Source organism: Amycolatopsis sp. MtRt-6 (genome assembly GCF_017308975.1).
Lineage (GTDB): Bacteria > Actinomycetota > Actinomycetes > Mycobacteriales > Pseudonocardiaceae > Amycolatopsis.
Genome location: NZ_JADWPD010000042.1, coordinates 1 through 15,962, shown reverse-complemented (window position 1 = coordinate 15,962; position 15,962 = coordinate 1). Strand labels below are relative to the sequence as shown.

Annotated in this window: 13 protein-coding genes; 10 read left to right on the top strand and 3 right to left on the bottom strand. The window is 71.5% G+C overall.

The window, feature by feature from the left end; all coding sequences use genetic code 11:
• Nucleotides 1-291: 291 nt before the first annotated feature.
• A complete protein-coding gene (locus I4Q55_RS43805) occupies nucleotides 292-1,230 on the bottom strand; it encodes a YafY family protein (protein WP_206796644.1) in 939 nt (312 codons plus the stop codon).
• Nucleotides 1,231-1,394: 164 nt separating this feature from the next.
• Between I4Q55_RS43805 and I4Q55_RS43800 the strand changes: the two genes are divergently transcribed.
• Entirely contained in the window at nucleotides 1,395-2,879 is a 1,485-nt protein-coding gene (locus I4Q55_RS43800; RefSeq protein ID WP_206796643.1) for a hypothetical protein, read from the top strand.
• Between the two features lie 230 nt (nucleotides 2,880-3,109).
• Nucleotides 3,110-4,339 (top strand): HNH endonuclease signature motif containing protein, encoded by a 1,230-nt coding sequence (locus tag I4Q55_RS43795; RefSeq protein WP_206796642.1) that lies wholly within the window; start codon nucleotides 3,110-3,112, stop codon nucleotides 4,337-4,339.
• 136 nt (nucleotides 4,340-4,475) lie between these two features.
• Here the strand turns inward: I4Q55_RS43795 and I4Q55_RS43790 are convergent, their stop codons facing one another.
• The gene (locus tag I4Q55_RS43790) at nucleotides 4,476-5,156 is read right to left on the bottom strand and encodes an SEFIR domain-containing protein (protein ID WP_206796641.1); all 681 of its coding nucleotides are present in this window, start codon (nucleotides 5,154-5,156) and stop codon (nucleotides 4,476-4,478) included.
• Between the two features lie 55 nt (nucleotides 5,157-5,211).
• On the opposite strand from I4Q55_RS43790, the gene I4Q55_RS43785 reads away from it, so the two are divergent.
• The 6 genes from I4Q55_RS43785 to I4Q55_RS43760 all read left to right on the top strand — a co-directional run bounded on the left by I4Q55_RS43785 (nucleotide 5,212) and on the right by I4Q55_RS43760 (nucleotide 12,402).
• Nucleotides 5,212-5,604 (top strand): VOC family protein, encoded by a 393-nt coding sequence (locus I4Q55_RS43785; RefSeq protein ID WP_206796640.1) that lies wholly within the window; start codon nucleotides 5,212-5,214, stop codon nucleotides 5,602-5,604.
• Between the two features lie 87 nt (nucleotides 5,605-5,691).
• Nucleotides 5,692-6,441 (top strand): 3-hydroxybutyrate dehydrogenase, encoded by a 750-nt coding sequence (locus tag I4Q55_RS43780; protein WP_206796638.1) that lies wholly within the window; start codon nucleotides 5,692-5,694, stop codon nucleotides 6,439-6,441.
• A 38-nt stretch (nucleotides 6,442-6,479) separates the two neighbouring features.
• Nucleotides 6,480-7,805: an MFS transporter gene (locus tag I4Q55_RS43775; protein WP_206796637.1), complete on the top strand. Its 1,326-nt coding sequence runs from the start codon at nucleotides 6,480-6,482 to the stop codon at nucleotides 7,803-7,805.
• A 1-nt stretch (nucleotide 7,806) separates the two neighbouring features.
• A complete protein-coding gene (locus tag I4Q55_RS43770) occupies nucleotides 7,807-9,660 on the top strand; it encodes a GAF domain-containing protein (protein ID WP_206796635.1) in 1,854 nt (617 codons plus the stop codon).
• Between the two features lie 178 nt (nucleotides 9,661-9,838).
• Complete coding sequence (locus tag I4Q55_RS43765; protein ID WP_206796633.1) at nucleotides 9,839-10,219, top strand: hypothetical protein; 381 nt, start codon at nucleotides 9,839-9,841, stop codon at nucleotides 10,217-10,219.
• Nucleotides 10,216-12,402 (top strand): TOMM precursor leader peptide-binding protein, encoded by a 2,187-nt coding sequence (locus I4Q55_RS43760; protein WP_206796631.1) that lies wholly within the window; start codon nucleotides 10,216-10,218, stop codon nucleotides 12,400-12,402. Before I4Q55_RS43765 ends, I4Q55_RS43760 begins: the two co-directional genes overlap by 4 nt.
• A gap of 7 nt (nucleotides 12,403-12,409) precedes the next feature.
• Here the strand turns inward: I4Q55_RS43760 and I4Q55_RS43755 are convergent, their stop codons facing one another.
• Complete coding sequence (locus tag I4Q55_RS43755) at nucleotides 12,410-13,597, bottom strand: PHB depolymerase family esterase (protein WP_206796628.1); 1,188 nt, start codon at nucleotides 13,595-13,597, stop codon at nucleotides 12,410-12,412.
• Between the two features lie 221 nt (nucleotides 13,598-13,818).
• Here I4Q55_RS43755 and I4Q55_RS43750 point away from each other — a divergent pair, with 221 nt between their 5' ends.
• On the top strand, nucleotides 13,819-15,123 hold the full coding sequence (locus tag I4Q55_RS43750; protein WP_206796739.1) for a tannase/feruloyl esterase family alpha/beta hydrolase: 1,305 nt from the start codon (nucleotides 13,819-13,821) through the stop codon (nucleotides 15,121-15,123).
• 217 nt (nucleotides 15,124-15,340) lie between these two features.
• Nucleotides 15,341-15,962: transposase family protein (locus I4Q55_RS43745; RefSeq protein WP_206796626.1), on the top strand; the 622-nt coding region annotated here is incomplete at its 3' end.

Here is a 15,962-nt window from a genome sequence, read left to right as displayed (position 1 = left end):
CGAGATGTGTCACCGAACGCACGTTCAGGTCACGGAGGCGTCACAGTAACAGCAAACGGGTGATCAGGCATACTCCGAACGGCCAGATACCGACGGGTAACGGACACTCGCAGTGGGCCTCTGGATGTCCATTGTAGACCGATTAACGGCGTTCACCGAGGATAGCGGCGATCGCATCGTTCGACGTGATCGACAGCGGGGTTCGAAGTCCGGACCAGCGACCTTCGGCGGGTGCGGCCGCCGAGTCGGACATTTGCGACATCGGACGTGGAGTGGGCAACGGACGGCCGGTCACTTTCCGTAGCGGGCGACGAGCTCCGCGCCGAGCCGTGCCAGCTCGGCCTTCACCGACTCCGGTCCCTCCACCTCCACGAGCGCGCCCCACCCCGCCAGTTCCTGTGCGATCATCACCGGCGCCGGCGCGGCGACCCGGGCGCGGACCCGCTCCCCGGGCAGCTCCGCGACCAGCTCGCAGTGCCGCCCGAAGCGGCCCTGCAGCACCCCGAAGTGCCGCCGGTCGAGGACCACGTCCGCACTCAGCAGCGAACGGCGCTTCTCCACCTCCTCGACGACTTCCCGCCACACCTCAGCCAGCTCCAGGTCCGACGGGCGGTCCGCGGGCTCGTCGGTCACTTCCGCGGCGATGATCCGGTCGACGCGGAACGTGCGGCGGCCCTTCTTCGTCCCCGCGACCAGGTACCAGACCTCGTCCTTGTCGACCAGGCCCCACGGGTCGACCAGCCGCGACGACTTCTCGCGCCCGGCGTACGTCAGGCGGACGCGGCGGCGGCCGATGACGGCGTCCTGCAGCCGCGCGACCATCGGCGGCCGCTCCTTCGGGCGCTCGCCCCAGCCCGCCTGGTCGACCACGATCGCGTCCGCCGCCGCCTCGGCGTCCGCGCGGAACGTGCCCGGCAACGCTCCCATCAGCTTCCGCAGCGCCGACTTGACCTCCGGAGCGCCCGCCGCCGCCGGCCCGGCCAGCAGGAACAGCGCCTGCGCCTCGCTCGCGCTCAAGCCCGAGAGGTCGGTGCGGGCGCCGCCGACGAGCTGCCAGCCACCGCCGCGGCCCGGCTGCGGGTAGACCGGCACGCCCGCCGACGAGAGGGCTTCGAGGTCGCGGCGGGCCGTCGCCACCGAGATCTCCAGCTCCGCCGCCAGCTCGGCGGCCGTGACGCGGCCGCGGGTCTGCATCAACAGCAGGGTGGCCACGAGGCGGTCGGCGCGCATGGACGCAGTGTCGCACCTCGCGTCCGCGCCGCTCGTTTCCGCCGGACCTGACAATTTGTTGTCAGTACCGGGTCAATTGCGGAAATCGGCGGGTCTCCGGCCTAGGCTGGGCCGCCCGTGTGACCCCCCGCCACGGGGTATTCGCACGAACCAAAGGAAAATCGGTGACGAACGACCCCCATTCCCGGCAGAGCGTCCACAACAGCGACGGTGGGACGGTGTACGCCAATCAAGGCGGTGACCAGACCATATACACGGAGTCGGTCAAGGACCATCTCCAGAACGGCCTGATGGCCCTCAAGGGCCGCATGTACGCCAAGGCGGTCGCCGAGTTCGAAGAATTCCTCAGCGACGCCCGGAAGATCGGCGCCCAGAAGATGCCCGAGGCGCAGCGGGACCTCGCGACCGGGCACTTCTGCGCGGCGCTGGCCATGCTGGACGGCCGCCCGCCCAATGATCGCTCGCCCGAGCAGATCGACCGCGTCGAAGCCCACGTCGAGCAGGCCATCGGCTACGGCGACGTCGTGGTGACGCACCAGGCCAACGTGTTGTGGGCACTGGTGAAGGACGACTACTACACGGCGATCGGCATGCAGCCCAAGCCGCCGGCGGCGGGCGACCTGGCCGCGAGCATCGGGCAGCTGCAGCCCACGCAGCTCGAGCCGCTGGTGACGCATGTGAGGCGGGCGCAGGGCCGGACCTTCAAGCTCCTGCAGGCGCGGGCCGGCGAACTCGGCATGGTCGCGGCGGCGGAACCCGAGCAGGCACCCGTGGTCCGCGACTTCGACCCGGGTCGCGGGGACGCGGTCCGGCGCTACTTCGTGCGCACGCCGCGCCACCGCAGTCCGGCACCCGGGGCGATCGCGCTCGCCGTCACGGCGCTCTGCGTGGCCTTCGCCGCGTGGGCGCACGACATCCGCAGTCTCCTGCCGCTCGCCATCGCCTACTTCGCCGGGAAGTGGGGCTGGCAGAAGGTGCGGCAGTACCGCACCTACCTGGAGCGGTACGCGGCCGCGGAACCGAAGCCGAGCGACGCGCAGATGGACGCCTGGCTGCAGCAGGACATCGCCGCGCTGCAGCTCAAGGCGAGCCGTCAGGTCCGGCTGGTGGCGACGACCAAGCACGAGGGCGGCGACCTCGTCTACCCGATCCAGGCCGTGGTCGGCGTGCCCTCGCCCGCGGGGGCCATTGTGGACTCGCTGCGCGTCCGGCGCGGCGACGACCATCGGTGGCGCGCGAACCACTACGACGTGCTGATCATGTTCCTGACCAACGACCTGATCAGCCTCTACCGGTGCGCCCTCGACTTCCACACCGGCGAGCCCGTCTACGAGCAGCTCACCGAGTGGCACTACCGCGACATCGTGGGCGTCTCCACCGACCGGATCCCCATGCCCGCCTCGATCACCGCGCTGTTCCGCAAGGTCGACGAGCTGTTCGAGCACGACGTCGACGGCGAGAAAGAGAAGTACGCCGACATCCCCTACGCCCAGGAGTTCACCATCTCGATCGTCAACGGCCAGCGGGTCAACCTGAACACCGGCTTCGGCGAGACGCTCGGCGCCGACAACGAAATCGCCTGGCTCAACAACGAACGCGCGCTCACCATCATCAAGAAGATGGTCCGGGCGCGGCACGCCTCGGCCTGAGACCTGTATCGAAGCCGTCTCGGGCTGGGTTTCATGCACGGCTTCGCCGTGGCGTGGGAAATCGGCGCTCCACGGGGTTGCGTCACGTCGTGGGTCGCTAGCGCCGATTCCCCACGCTTCGGTTGCCCTGCCGGACTTTTCGGTGTTCTGGGGTGCGGACAGCGGCTTTACCTTTTGTTCCCACCGCATCGAGTGATGACCCTGTGTTCGATGGCCGGTAGCTTGGAGGTATGACTAGCAACGTGATCCCCTCGCCCGACGCGGTGGCATTCGCCGACCGCATCGGCGAGTTGGTCGCGCGCATGCGGTCCGCCGAAGCGGAACTTGGTGCGGTGCTGGTGGAAATCGAGCAGCGGGGTGTGATGGAGCTGTTCGGCTACCGCTCCGCAGCCCGGCTTATGGAGCACCTCGCCGATGAGCCGAAGCCGGCTACGGAACGGCTGATCAAACGCGCCCGCTTGGTGAATCCGGGCCGCAACCTCGACGGCTCCCCGATTCCTGCCTTGGCTCCCGCCACTGGTGTTGCGGCTCGGGCGGGGCGGTTGAGCAACCCGATGATCGACGTGATCACCAACGTGCTGGCCCAGGTTCCGCCCGAGCACTGCGTGAGCGCCGAGACCAACCTGCTGGCCTTCGCCGAAGAGGCCGGGCACAAACAGGTCGCCGCCCTCGGCGCCCGCATCCTCGCCCACCTCGTCCCCGACGGCCCCGCACCCGACGACACCGAACCCACCGCCCCCACCCGGGAACTGTTCCTCCGCCACAAAAGAACCGGCATCTGGGAACTCAGCGGCCGGTTCGACGACGAAACCGGCACCCGCGCCCACGCCCTCCTCGACGCCCTGGCCGAACGCCGCACCGGCGACGAGGGTCCCGACTTCCGCACCACCCCGCAGCGTTACGGGGATGCTTTCTCCGATGCCGTCGACCTGGCTCTGAATTCTCCGGAGTTGCCGATGCAGGCCGGGGAACGAGCCCACGTCATGGTCGCCGTGTCTCTAGACGACCTGAAATCCGGTGTTGGCAAGGCGACCCTTGGCGATACCGGGACGATGACCGCGGCCGAAGCCCGGGTGCATGCCTGCGACGCCATGATCATCCCGGCGGTGCTGGGCGACAAGAGCGAACCGCTGAATCTCGGTCGCCTCCGCCGGTTGATCTCCGCCGGGCTGCGCCGAGCGTTGTTCCTCCGGGACCGGGGGTGCGCGTTCCCCGGCTGTCATCGGCCACCCCGGCACTGTCAAGGCCACCACATCCGGCACTGGGCAGATGGCGGCTCCACTGATCTCACCAACCTGGTGCTGATGTGTGCTCATCACCACCGGCTATTGCACCGCTCAGGCTGGGAAGTCCGCATGGCCGCCGACGGCCTGCCGGAGTTCCTGCCACCGGTGTTCATCGACCGTCGCCGAAGACCCCGGCGGAACAACCTGCACGAACCACTCCCATTCACAGCCTGACCACGGGACAGGCCCGCAGCCCCACGGCTACGGGCCTACACCCACGAGCACACCAGACCACACCAGCTCGACACAACTTCGATACAGGCGCTGGCCGGGGACGGCCTGCCGGTGGTGTGCGCCACCGGCAGGCCCGTCACATCGAGACGTTCTGGTCGCCGCCCTGGTTGACGATCGTGATGCCGCCGCCGCGGGAAACGATCTTCTGCCGTAGCGGGGCCGGGCTCGCCGGCCGCGGTGGCAGGTGCGGCTGACGCGCGCCCGGTGCCGGCTTGACGTGGGGCGGCTGGGCCGTGAGCACGCGGAGCAGGGCTTCGCAGCCCGCGACGGTGAATTCGGCGACGAGGTAGTGGTCGGCGGTCTGCGGCTGCAGGAATGCCGGGATTTCCGCCGGTGTGTGGCCCGGCAGGACCACCGGAAGGATCTTGCGAGTCCACGCCGGCCGGTCGCTGTGCAGTTTCTCGCGCAGCAACGCGGCTTCGGATTGCAGGCCGCGGTTGCTTTCCGGCGATGCGTAGCCGTCCGCGACTTCGCGGTACCGCGCCGAGGCGACGACAATGACGTGATCGGCTTTTTCGATGCTCGCGATGGCCCACGTGTACCAGTCCTGGCGATGGGCCAGGTTCCACTGGTCCAGTGTCACGTCGAGGCCGTTCCGCGCGAGGAACTCGCTGAACGCGAGCACTTGATCTTTGTGCTCCGGTGAATCGTGTGTGTACGACACGAAGACCCGCGCCGGATCGGTTCTCGGCATCTGGGAACAATAGCATTGCCGCCGCAAAAGAATGTCAGGGAAGACGCTCGCCAAAGTGCTCACTTGGTGAGCACTTTGACCCCGCATGATGGCTCCACACCGTTGAGAGGAGCAGGACATGCTGCGAGGGATGGCCACCGTCACCTACTACGCCGAAGACCACCAGGCCGCGAAGGCCTGGTACACCGAGTTCCTCGGGGTCGAGCCGTACTTCGAGGTCCCGGGGTACTTCGAGTTCCGGATCGGCGACTACCAGCACGAATTCGGCGTCATCGACCGCAAGCACGCCCCCTTCACGCACACCGAGCCGGGCGGTGAGGTCGTCCGCTGGCACGTCGACGACCTCGAAGCGACGTTCGCGCGCCTGCTGGAGCTGGGGGCGACGGAGTACGAGCCGATCATCGAACGCGGGCCGGGGTTCGTGACGGCGTCCGTGGTCGACCCGTTCGGGAACGTCCTGGGCATCATGACGAACGCGCATTACCTGGCGATGCTGGCGGAACGCTCATGACATGTGGTCCGGCACCACTGGATCTTCCCGAGGTATAGCTGGTGCGCACATGGTGAGCGACGGGGGTCACGCTTACCGTTCCCGTCCATGACCAGCGATCTGGACGGGCGCACCGCCCTCGTCACCGGCGGGGCGAGCGGCATCGGCCTCGCCTGCGTCCGCGCGCTCGCCGCGGCCGGGGCCAAGGTGCACGTCGTCGACTTGGACCTCGACCGGGCCGAAGCCGCCGCCACCGAGGTCGGGGGGTGGGCGCACGCCGCCGACCTCAGCGACCCCGCCTCGATCGACGGGCTGCCCGCCGAGGTCGACGTCCTGGTCAACAACGCCGGCGTCCAGCACGTCGCGCCGATCCAGGACTTCCCGCCCGATCGGTTCACGCACATCCAGAGCCTGATGGTGACCGCTCCCTACCTGCTCATCCGCCGCGTGCTTCCGTCGATGTACGCGCGCGGGTGGGGCCGGATCGTCAACATGTCGAGCGTCCACGGGCTGCGGGCCTCCGCCTACAAGTCCGCCTACGTGGCCGCCAAGCACGGGCTCGAAGGCCTCTCGAAGGTCGCCGCGCTCGAAGGTGCCGAACACGGCGTCACCAGCAACTGCGTGAACCCCGGGTACGTCCGCACGCCGCTCGTCGACGGCCAGATCGACGCCCAGGCCGCCGAGCACGACATCCCGCGGGAGGACGTCGTCGCCGAGGTGCTCCTCAAGCGTGCCGCCATCAAGAAGCTCATCGAGCCCGAGGACGTCGCTTCCCTGGTGGTGTGGCTGTGCTCGCCGCACGCCGGTCACATCACCGGGGCCTCAATCCCCCTCGACGGCGGCTGGACCGCCGCGTAACCCCACCGCCGCACAACCACAAGGAAGTGGAGCCCGCAGTGAGCCAACCCCACCGGTCGGCGATCGCCAAGATCGTCGGCGCGAGCCTGATCGGCACCACCATCGAGTGGTACGACTTCTTCCTCTACACCTCGGCCGCCGCCCTCGTCTTCAACAAGCTGTTCTTCCCGACGGCGAGCCCGCTCACCGGCACGCTGCTGGCGTTCCTGACCTACGCCGTGGGGTTCCTGGCCCGCCCGATCGGCGGCCTGGTCTTCGGTCACTTCGGCGACCGGCTCGGCCGCAAGAAGCTGCTGATCTTCAGTCTCGTCCTGATGGGTGGCTCGACCTGCCTGATGGGCGTCCTGCCGACGTACGCCACCGCGGGCGTCGTGGCGCCGTTGCTGCTCACGCTGCTCCGGCTCGTCCAGGGCTTCGCGCTCGGCGGCGAGTGGGGCGGGGCCGTCCTGATCGTCTCCGAACACGGCGACGACCGGCGCCGCGGCTTCTGGGCGAGCTGGCCGCAGTGCGGCGCGCCCGGCGGCAACCTGCTCGCCACCGCCGTCCTGGCGCTCCTGTCCGCGACGCAGTCCGACGCGACCTTCATGTCCTGGGGCTGGCGCGTTCCCTTCCTCCTCTCGGGTGTGCTGCTGCTGATCGGCCTGTGGATCCGGCTGGCCGTCGCCGAATCCCCGGTGTTCCTCGCCGCCCAGCGCCAGGCCGAAGCCCGTGCCGAAAAGCACGTGCCGGTCGTCGACGTCTTCCGCCGCAGCTGGCGCCAGGTGCTGATCACCATCGGCGCGCGGATGGCCGAGAACGTCTCGTACTACGTGATCACCGCGTTCATCCTCGTGTACGTCACGACCGGGCTGCACCTGCCGAAGGGCGTCGGCCTGAGCGCGGTGCTCATCGGCTCGGCCGTGCACTTCGTGACGATCCCGGTGTGGGGCGCGCTGTCCGACCGCGTCGGCCGCCGTCCGGTCTACCTGTTCGGCGCGATCGGGATGGCCGTGTGGGGCTTCGCGTTCTTCGCGCTGCTCGACACGAAGTCGTCGGCGGTGATCGTGCTGGCCGCCACCGTCGGGCTGGTGCTGCACGGCGCGATGTACGGCCCGCAGGCCGCGTTCTTCGCCGAGCAGTTCCCGACGCGGGTGCGCTACACCGGCCTTTCGGTCGGCGGGCAGCTGTCGTCGATCGCCGCCGGGGCCGTCGCGCCGCTGATCGCCGTCGCGCTGTTCTCGGCTTGGGGCAGCACCGTGCCGGTGTCGCTGTACGTCGCGGCGATGTGCCTGATCACGGTGATCGCGCTGCTCGCCGCCCGCGAGACCCGCGGCGAATCGCTGCACGACGACGTCGAGGCGGAGAAGGCGGCCGTTTCCTCCTAGCATGACCGTCGTGACCGCACCCTCGGACGCACTGCGCCGGCTGCTCGACCTGCTCGCCTCCGGGGCGAGCACCGAGCAGCTGGCGCACGTCGTCGTGGCCGCCCGCGCCGAAGGCGCCCTCGACGCGGCCGACCTGGCCGCGCTGGCCAGCGCGGGCGAGCTGGCCCTGCGGATCCGCGAGACGCTGGCCGAGCACCGGCGGCGCGAGGCCCAGCTCACCGCGTTGTTCGAGACCGCGAGCGAGCTCGCCGCACTGTCCGATCCGGACACCGTGCTGCGCTCGATCGTCCGGCGGGCGCGGGCGCTGCTCGGCGTCGACGTCTCCTACCTCAGCCTCAACAACGAAGCCGAGGGCAAGACCTACATCCGGGTCAGCGACGGGTCGGTGTCGGCGGAGTTCCAGCAGATCGTGCTGGGCATGGGGGAGGGCCTCGGCGGGCTGGTGGCGCAGACCGCGCGGCCGTACGCGACGTCGGACTACTTCAACGACGACCGGTTCAAGCACACCCGGCACATCGACTCCGGTGTCGAAGACGAAGGCCTGACCGCGATCCTCGGCGTCCCGCTGGCCATCGGGCCGAAGGTGCTCGGCGTGCTGTTCGCGTCCGACCGCGCCACCCGGGAGTTCTCCGCCGACGAGGTGGCGCTGCTGTCGTCGCTCGCCGACCACGCGGCGATCGCCCTGGACAGCGCGAACCTCCTCGACCAGACCCGCCGCGCGGTCGCCGAGCTCAACGAGGCCAACGCGACGATGGAACGCGCCGAGGACGCGCACGACCGGCTGACCGACCTGGTGCTGCGCGGGGGAGACCTGCCGGACGTCGCCGCCGCGGTCGCCGGTGTGCTGCACGGCGATCTCACGGTCTACGACGCCGACGGCACGCTCCTGGCGAACTCGGCGGAGCCGGTGGCGCTCGACCCGGAGGCACTCGCCGCCGCCCGCACGAGCGGCCGCGCGGTGTCCACAAAGGACAACTGGGTGTGCGCGGTGCAGGCGGGGCCCGAGCTGCTCGGCAGCCTGGTGCTGGCCGGCCGGCCCGGGCTCCCCGACCCCGACCGGCGGTTGTTCGAACGCGCCGGCGTCGTGACGGCGTTGCTGCTGATGCTGCGGCGGTCGGTGGTGCGCGCGGAGGACGAGGTCCGCGGCGAGCTGCTGACCGACCTGCTCACCGCGCCCGGTCGCAACCCCCGCGCGCTGCTGGCCCGCGGCCGCCGGCTGGGCATCGACCTGTCGGCCCCGCACGCCGTCCTGGTCGCCCACGCGGACGGCGGTTCGCGGCGGCGCGTGGCGAGCGCGGCGGCCCGGCACGCGACGCTGGTCGGGGTGCACGCGGAGGAGGTCGTGCTGCTCGCGGCGGGCGACCCGGACGAGCTGGCCCGCCGCGTGGCGGCCGACCTCGGCTCGGCGACGGGCCGCCCGGTCACGGTGGGCGCGGCGGGCCCGGCGAGCGGCCCGGCGGCCATCGCGGACGCGCACGCGGAGGCGGCTCGCTGCGTCCGGGCGCTGCTGGCGCTCGGCCGCGCGGGCGAAGGCGCGGCGATGGCGGGGCTGGGGTTCCTCGGCCAGCTGCTGGGGGACCGCGCGGACCTCGACGCGTTCGTCCGCCAGACGCTGGGCCCGGTCCTGGACTACGACGAGCGCCGCGGAACGGAGCTGGTCGCGACGCTGCGCGCGTACTTCGCGAACGGCTCGCAGCTGGCGCGGACGAAGGACGTGCTGCACGTGCACGTGAACACGGTGGTGCAGCGGCTGGAGCGGGTGGCGTCGCTGCTGGGGGAGGACTGGCAGGCGCCCGATCGGGCGTTGGAGATCCAGCTGGCGTTGCGCTTGCTGCGGCTGGCTTCACCGCGGTGAGCCCGTTTTTTGTCGGTGCTGTGCGGTAGCGTGGAAATCGGGGGGCGCCCCGCAGGCTCGGCCGGCGCCGCCGTTGAGCCGCTCGGCCGTCCCGGTGTCCGCCGCCCGGCCCTAGCGGAACCCGGCCGCAGCGGGCACGGTGGGAGTTGACGGAAACCGGCGTCGAGGGGGTCCCGTGATGGAATTCGCCAGCGCGCTCGCGGCAGCGTTCGAGGTGGGGCCGGCCGAAGTGCCCGGGCTGGCGATCGACCGGCTCGACGGCCGGACGATCGCAGCCGGCCCGGTGCCGGCCTGCGGGCACACCGTGGCCGAGTCGGTGGGCGCGAACCTTTGCCGGGCCGAGCCGGCGGTCGCGACCATCTGCCGGGGCGAGCCGGCGGTCGCGACCCTTTGCCGGGCCGAGCTGGCGGGCGGGACCATCTGCCGGGCCGAGCCGGTTGTCGCGACCATCTGCCGGGCCGAGCCGGTGCTCGGGTCGGTCAGCCCGTGCCTGGCCGATGAGCCGGTCCGGCTCTGCCTGGCCGAGGTGGCCGAACCGGTGGCCGCGGCCGCCGGGTGACCGAACCTCCTCCGCTCGTCGTCGGGTTCAAGCGGCACCTCCGGACCGCCGTGGTGCCAGGCGACGCGGTTTACGTGCTGTCCGAAGACGGTGCGACGGCACTGCGCGGGCCGCACCTGGAGTCCCTGGTCCCGTTGCTGGACGGCACCAGGGACTTCGCGGCCCTGCGCCGTGACCTGCCCGCCGGCGTCCCGGCCGACGAGGCCGCCGGGGTGCTCACCCGGCTCGCCGAAGCCGGGCTGATCGGCCTGCGTCCGGCCGCTTCCACCCCCGAGTCGGCCTACTGGGACGCCGTGGGCGGCGAAGCGGCCAGCGGCCGCGTTGCCTTGATCGGCGGGGATTCCGCGGCCGCAGACGCCCTGTGCGCGGCCGGCCTCACCTTGGCCGACGACGCCGGCCTTTCCGTGGTGCTGTGCCACGACTACCTCGACGAGTCACTGTCCGAAGTAGACGCTCGGCACCGCGCGTCCGGCCGGCCGTGGCTGCTCGCCAAGCCACTCGGGGCGCGTCCGTGGATCGGGCCGTTCTTCACCCCCGGCGACGGCCCGTGCCGGCACTGCCTGGCCGCCCGGCTGTGGGGCAACCGGCCCGCCGAGGCCCACGTCCGCGCCGCGCTCGGCCTGCCCGGCCCCCTGCCGCGCCCGGAAGTCACGCTCGCTCCGCTGACCGCCGTCGCGCTCAACCTGGTCGCCCTCGAAGCCGTCAAGTGGCTGGCCGGGCAGCGGTACGCGGGTCAGCGGGCCCTCTGGACGTTCGACAGCCGCGACCTGACCGGCGAACGGCACGAGGTGCGGGCCCGGCCGCAGTGCCCGTCGTGCGGGAACCCGGACCTGGTGCGGGAACGGACCCGGCGGCCCGTCGTGTTCGAGTCCCGGCCGAAGTCCCGCACCGACGGCGGCGGGCACCGCGCGCTGGCCCCCGAGCAGGTGCTCGGCACCTACCGGCACCTCGTCAGCCCGCTGACCGGCGTCGTCAAGGAGCTGCGCCGGGACACGCGCGGCCCGGCGCTGTTCGCTTCGTTCCGCTCCGGGCCGAACATCGCGCTGGGCCGGCGTGGGGCCGAGCGGCTGACCTCGGCGTTGCGCAGCCAGAACGGCGGCAAGGGCGTCACGCCGCTACAGGCCGAGGTCGGGGCGCTCTGCGAAGCCCTCGAACGGCACAGCGGCCACCACGACGGCGACGAAGAACGGGTGCGGGCCAGCTTCTCCGCACTGGGCGACAAGGCCGTACACCCCGACACCTGCCAGCTGTTCCACGAACGCCAGTTCGCCGACCGGGCGCGCGGCAACGCCGGCCACGGGCCGTTCCAGTTCGTCGGCGAGCCGTTCGACGACGACGCCGTGCTGGACTGGACGCCGGTGTGGTCGCTCACCCGCGGCGAGCACCGGCTCTTCCCGACCGCCATGCTCTACTTCGGCGCACCGGGGCCGTCGTCCCTGCGTGCCGACTCCAACGGCAACGCCGCCGGCGGCACCCTGGAAGACGCCGCCCTGCAAGGGATGCTCGAGGTCGTGGAACGCGACGCCGTCGCGCTGTGGTGGTACAACCGCACCCGGCAGCCGGCGGTCGACCTCGACGCGTTCGGCGACCCCTGGATCGCCCAGTTGCGCGAGGTGTACGCGGGTCTCGGCCGCGAGGTCTGGGTCCTCGACGTCACCTCCGACCTCGGCGTGCCGGTGTGCACCGCGGTGTCCCGGCACACCGGCGGGCCGCGCGAGGCGATCATGCTGGGGTTCGGCGCCCACCTCGACCCGGCCGTCGCCGTCCGGCGCGCGCTGACCGAGCTCAACCAGATGATGCCGGCGCTCCTCGACGGGTGGGACGGTGGCGACGACCCGGACGCGGTGCGGTGGCTGCGGGACGCGACCGTGGCCGGCCAGCCGTACCTCCTGCCCGACCCGGCACTCGGGACGGCCCGGTTCGAGGACGCCTCGTCGCCGGACCTGCTGGCCGACGTGCGGCTGGTGCGGGACAGGCTCGAAGCCGCCGGGCTCGAGGTGTTCGTGCTCGACCAGACGCGGCCGGACATCGGCCTGCCCGTGGTCAAGGTGATCGTCCCGGGCCTGCGCGGGTTCTGGGCACGGTTCGCGCCCGGCCGGCTCTACGACGTGCCGGTGCGGCTCGGCCGCCTGGCCGAGCCGACCGCCTACGAAGACCTCAACCCGATGCCGATCTTCCTCTAGCCCCGGATCAGCACTCACCGTCGGCGAGCACCCAGTATCCCGGGGACGTCTCCCGCAGCGCGTGGACGGTGAAGGTGTTCCACAGCCCCATGGCCTGGTTCGAACCGTTCGCGTACGTCTGCCCGCCGCTCTGGTGCGCCCGCCCGGCCTGCGTGTGGGCGTAGTTGCTGGCGCTCACGCAGGTTCCGGACTGAGAGCTGGTGGTGGTGATGGTCGTCGTCGGAGTGGTGCCGGAACCGTTGTCCAGTCCGAAGAACACGCCGGTGTGGTAGCTGGAACAGATCCCGGCGAGGAAGTACGCGCCGGTGCTGCCGCACTGCGCCGGGCCGGTGCCCGGGTCGACCGCGGTGCCGTGGCCCATGCCCGCGATCGAGTACAGCTGGACCTTGCCGCCGTAGTTCGTCAGCGTCGTGCCGCCGGGCAGGGACTGCGTGCTCGTCGGGGTCTGGGAGACGCCGTGCACCGCGGTCCACTGGTCGCGCAGCTCGGTGCCGTTGACCGGGTAGACGGTGTAGTCGGCGGTGCCCTGCCAGATCGCGACGCGCGGCCACGGCCCGCCGTAGCCGGGGTACTGCGCCTTGACCTTCGCCGCCCACTGCGCCGGCGTCAGGCGCTGGTCGTTCTGCTGGCAGTTCGTCGCTTCGACGACGCTCGTCGCGCACTGGGCGGGCAGCCCGGCGTTGATCCCGCCCGCGGCGAAGACGTCCGGGTACGCGGCGAGCAGGTTGGCGGTCATCCCGCCGCCGGCCGACAAGCCGGTGACGAAGACCCGGGACCGGTCCGAGCCGTGGTCGGCGACCGCCTTGTCCACCATGGACCTGATCGACGCGGCTTCGCCGTTGCCGCGCGTGTCGTCGGCGGTGGAAAACCAGTTGAAGCACTTCAGCGAGTTGTTTGCGGTCGACTGCTGCGGGAACACGACCGCGAACCGCCAGCGGTCGGCCAGCTCGGGCCAGCCGGAGTGGGCGTAGTAGTCCGCGGCACTCTGCGTGCAGCCGTGCAGCGCGACGACCACCGGACGGCCGGTCCCGAGCCCGGCCGGGGTGTAGGTGTACATCGCCAGCGCGCCGGGATTGGCGCCGAAGGAGGAGACCTGCACGAGGGACGACGGCGGCGGATCGGCGGCGGCCACCCCGACTGTGGTGAGCACGGCGGCGGTGATCGCGGCGAGTCCCGCGAAGGCGAGCTTGCGCATGGTGGGTTCCTTCTCGTCGTTGAGAGGGTCCCGAGCGACGCTAAAGCGGCCTCGCGGTTCGGACCATGTGGCCGTCCACCACAACGGTCCGCCGATTCATGGTGGCCGGCGGGATGGCTCGCGGGTGCCGCGCGCGGTTGGCTTCGGACATCGGACATCGGACGACGTGGAGGTGGACCGTGCGGGGTTGGCTGGCTGGGGTTCTGGCGGGCGCGCTCGCGGTGGCGCTGCCCGCGCCGGCGTCGGCGTCGGCCGGGCGTTGTGCTGCGAACGTGCCCGGCGCGGAGAGGTCCGTGGCCGTGTGCCTGGCCGACCTGACGACGACCGGCACGCTCGCGTCCGGGCACACCGTCGAGGCCGACTGGGCGGGCCTGACGTCGGCCGGGCTGCCGACGTTCGGCGCGGTGCCCGGCGTCCAGGTCGACGGGTACTTCCCGGACTCCTCGACGGGGAACACCAACCACGGCTGGAACCACGACGCGCAGTTCGTGCTGCGCCTGCCGGACCGGTGGAACGGCGGCCTGGTCGTCTCCGGCTCGCCCGGCGTCCGGCGTCAGTACGCGAACGACCGCGCCATCGGCGACCAGGCACTCGCGGAGGGCTACGCGTTCGCCGCCACCGACAAGGGCAACACCGGCGCGGGGTTCTTCACCGACGGCGTCCGGCCCGGGGACGCGCTCGCGGAGTGGAACTCGCGCGTCACGCAGCTGACGCTCGCCGCCCGTGCCGCCGCGGCCCGGCACTACGGCCGTCCGGTCGCGAAGACCCTCGCCGCCGGGCTGTCGAACGGCGGGTACCTCGTGCGGTGGCAGCTGGAGAACCGGCCGTGGCTCTACGACGGCGGTGTCGACTGGGAGGGGACGCTGTGGCGGGCCGACGGGCCGAACCTGCTCACGTTCCTGCCGCCGGCGCTGCGCGCGTACCCGGCGTACGCGGCGGGGTCGGCGGCGGCGCACCAGTCCATTTTGGACGCCGGATTCGCGCCGGGGTCGGAGTTCCTGTGGGACTACCACTACCGCGTCTACTGGGACCTGACCCAGCGGATCTACCGCGAAGAGGTCGACCCGTCGTTCGACGGCGCCCTGGCGGCCGGGACCCCGTTCTGCGCTTCGGGAACGCCTGCCTGTGACGCCGACTACGCGTATGCGTCCCGGCCGCCGTCGGTGGCGCGGGCGGTGGAGCGGGTCTCGCTGACCGGGCGGATCGGCAAGCCGCTGCTGACGCTGCACGGCACCCTCGACACGCTGCTGCCGATCACGCGCGACTCCGACGTCTACGACCGGATGATCACCGGCGCCGGGCGCGGGGCACTGCACCGGTACTACCGGATCGAGGGCGGCAACCACGTCGACGGGCTCGTCGACGCCTTCCCGGACCGGCTGCGCCCGCTCGGCCCGTGCTTCCGGACGGCGTTCGACGCGCTCGGCGGCTGGCTGCGCGGCGTGCGCCCACCCGCCTCGGCGACGATCGCCCGCCCCGCCGGGGCGACCCCGGCGGAGCTGGCCCGCACCTGCCCGCTCGGCTGACCCGCTTGCGCCCCAATGTGGCCTTGGTTGCGCTCAACGCACCGAAGGCCACATTGGGTGCGTTCAACGCACCGAAGGCCACATTGGGGTTGTTTCATCGTGGTTGTGGCTGGTCGGGGGTGTTGGGTTGGTGGTGGTTGCCTGTGGTGGCAGGAAGTGGTGCCGGGACCAGCGTGGCGGATCTGGAGATGGGTGAAGCCCTCGGCAGGATCGAGATGTGAGTCAACCACCCGCCGAGGGCTTCGAGCCTCTTTCCTACCAGGTTGTCCTTCCGATCTCGCAGGCGACCCTGCAGATGCTGGCCGGGCTGATCCGTGCCCACCGGGCGCGGTTGCGGTCCCGCTGGTGCAAAGCCACCCCCGCCCGGCAGGCCCTGGTGGTCCTGGCCGTGCTGCGCCATGACCCGCGCCTGGCCCACCTCGGGGCCGGGATGGGTGTCTCCGCCGCCACGGTCCGCCGGTGGGTGCTGGAAGCCATCAGCCTGCTCGCCGCCCGTGCCACCCGCCTGAACCGGGTCTTGCGTCGCCAGGCCACCCAAGGCGCGCAGGTGGTGCTGGTGGACGGCACCTTGATCCGGACCCGCCGCCGCACCGGCAAGCACAACCGGGCCCACTACAACGGCAAACACAAACACCACGGCCTGGTCGTGCTCGCCCTCACCGACGAGACCGGCCGGCTGCTGTGGGTCTCAGCGGCACTGCCGGGCCGGACCGCCGACATCACCGCCGCCCGCCGGCTACGGATCCGCCAGCACCTGCACCACCACGGCCTGACCCCGGCCGGAGACAAAGGCTTCCACGGCTGGCACAAAGACGTCCGCACCACCCGCGACTGCCCCG

Bases quoted from the DNA above. Each gene is read 5' to 3' on its own strand.
- I4Q55_RS43770 (WP_206796635.1), top strand. From the start codon at position 7,807: ATGACCGTCGTGACCGCACCCTCGGACGCACTGCGCCGGCTGCTCGAC.
- I4Q55_RS43755 (WP_206796628.1), bottom strand. From the start codon at position 13,597: ATGCGCAAGCTCGCCTTCGCGGGACTCGCCGCGATCACCGCCGCCGTG.
- I4Q55_RS43805 (WP_206796644.1), bottom strand. From the start codon at position 1,230: ATGCGCGCCGACCGCCTCGTGGCCACCCTGCTGTTGATGCAGACCCGC.
- I4Q55_RS43780 (WP_206796638.1), top strand. From the start codon at position 5,692: ATGACCAGCGATCTGGACGGGCGCACCGCCCTCGTCACCGGCGGGGCG.
- I4Q55_RS43795 (WP_206796642.1), top strand. From the start codon at position 3,110: ATGACTAGCAACGTGATCCCCTCGCCCGACGCGGTGGCATTCGCCGAC.
- I4Q55_RS43765 (WP_206796633.1), top strand. From the start codon at position 9,839: ATGGAATTCGCCAGCGCGCTCGCGGCAGCGTTCGAGGTGGGGCCGGCC.
- I4Q55_RS43785 (WP_206796640.1), top strand. From the start codon at position 5,212: ATGCTGCGAGGGATGGCCACCGTCACCTACTACGCCGAAGACCACCAG.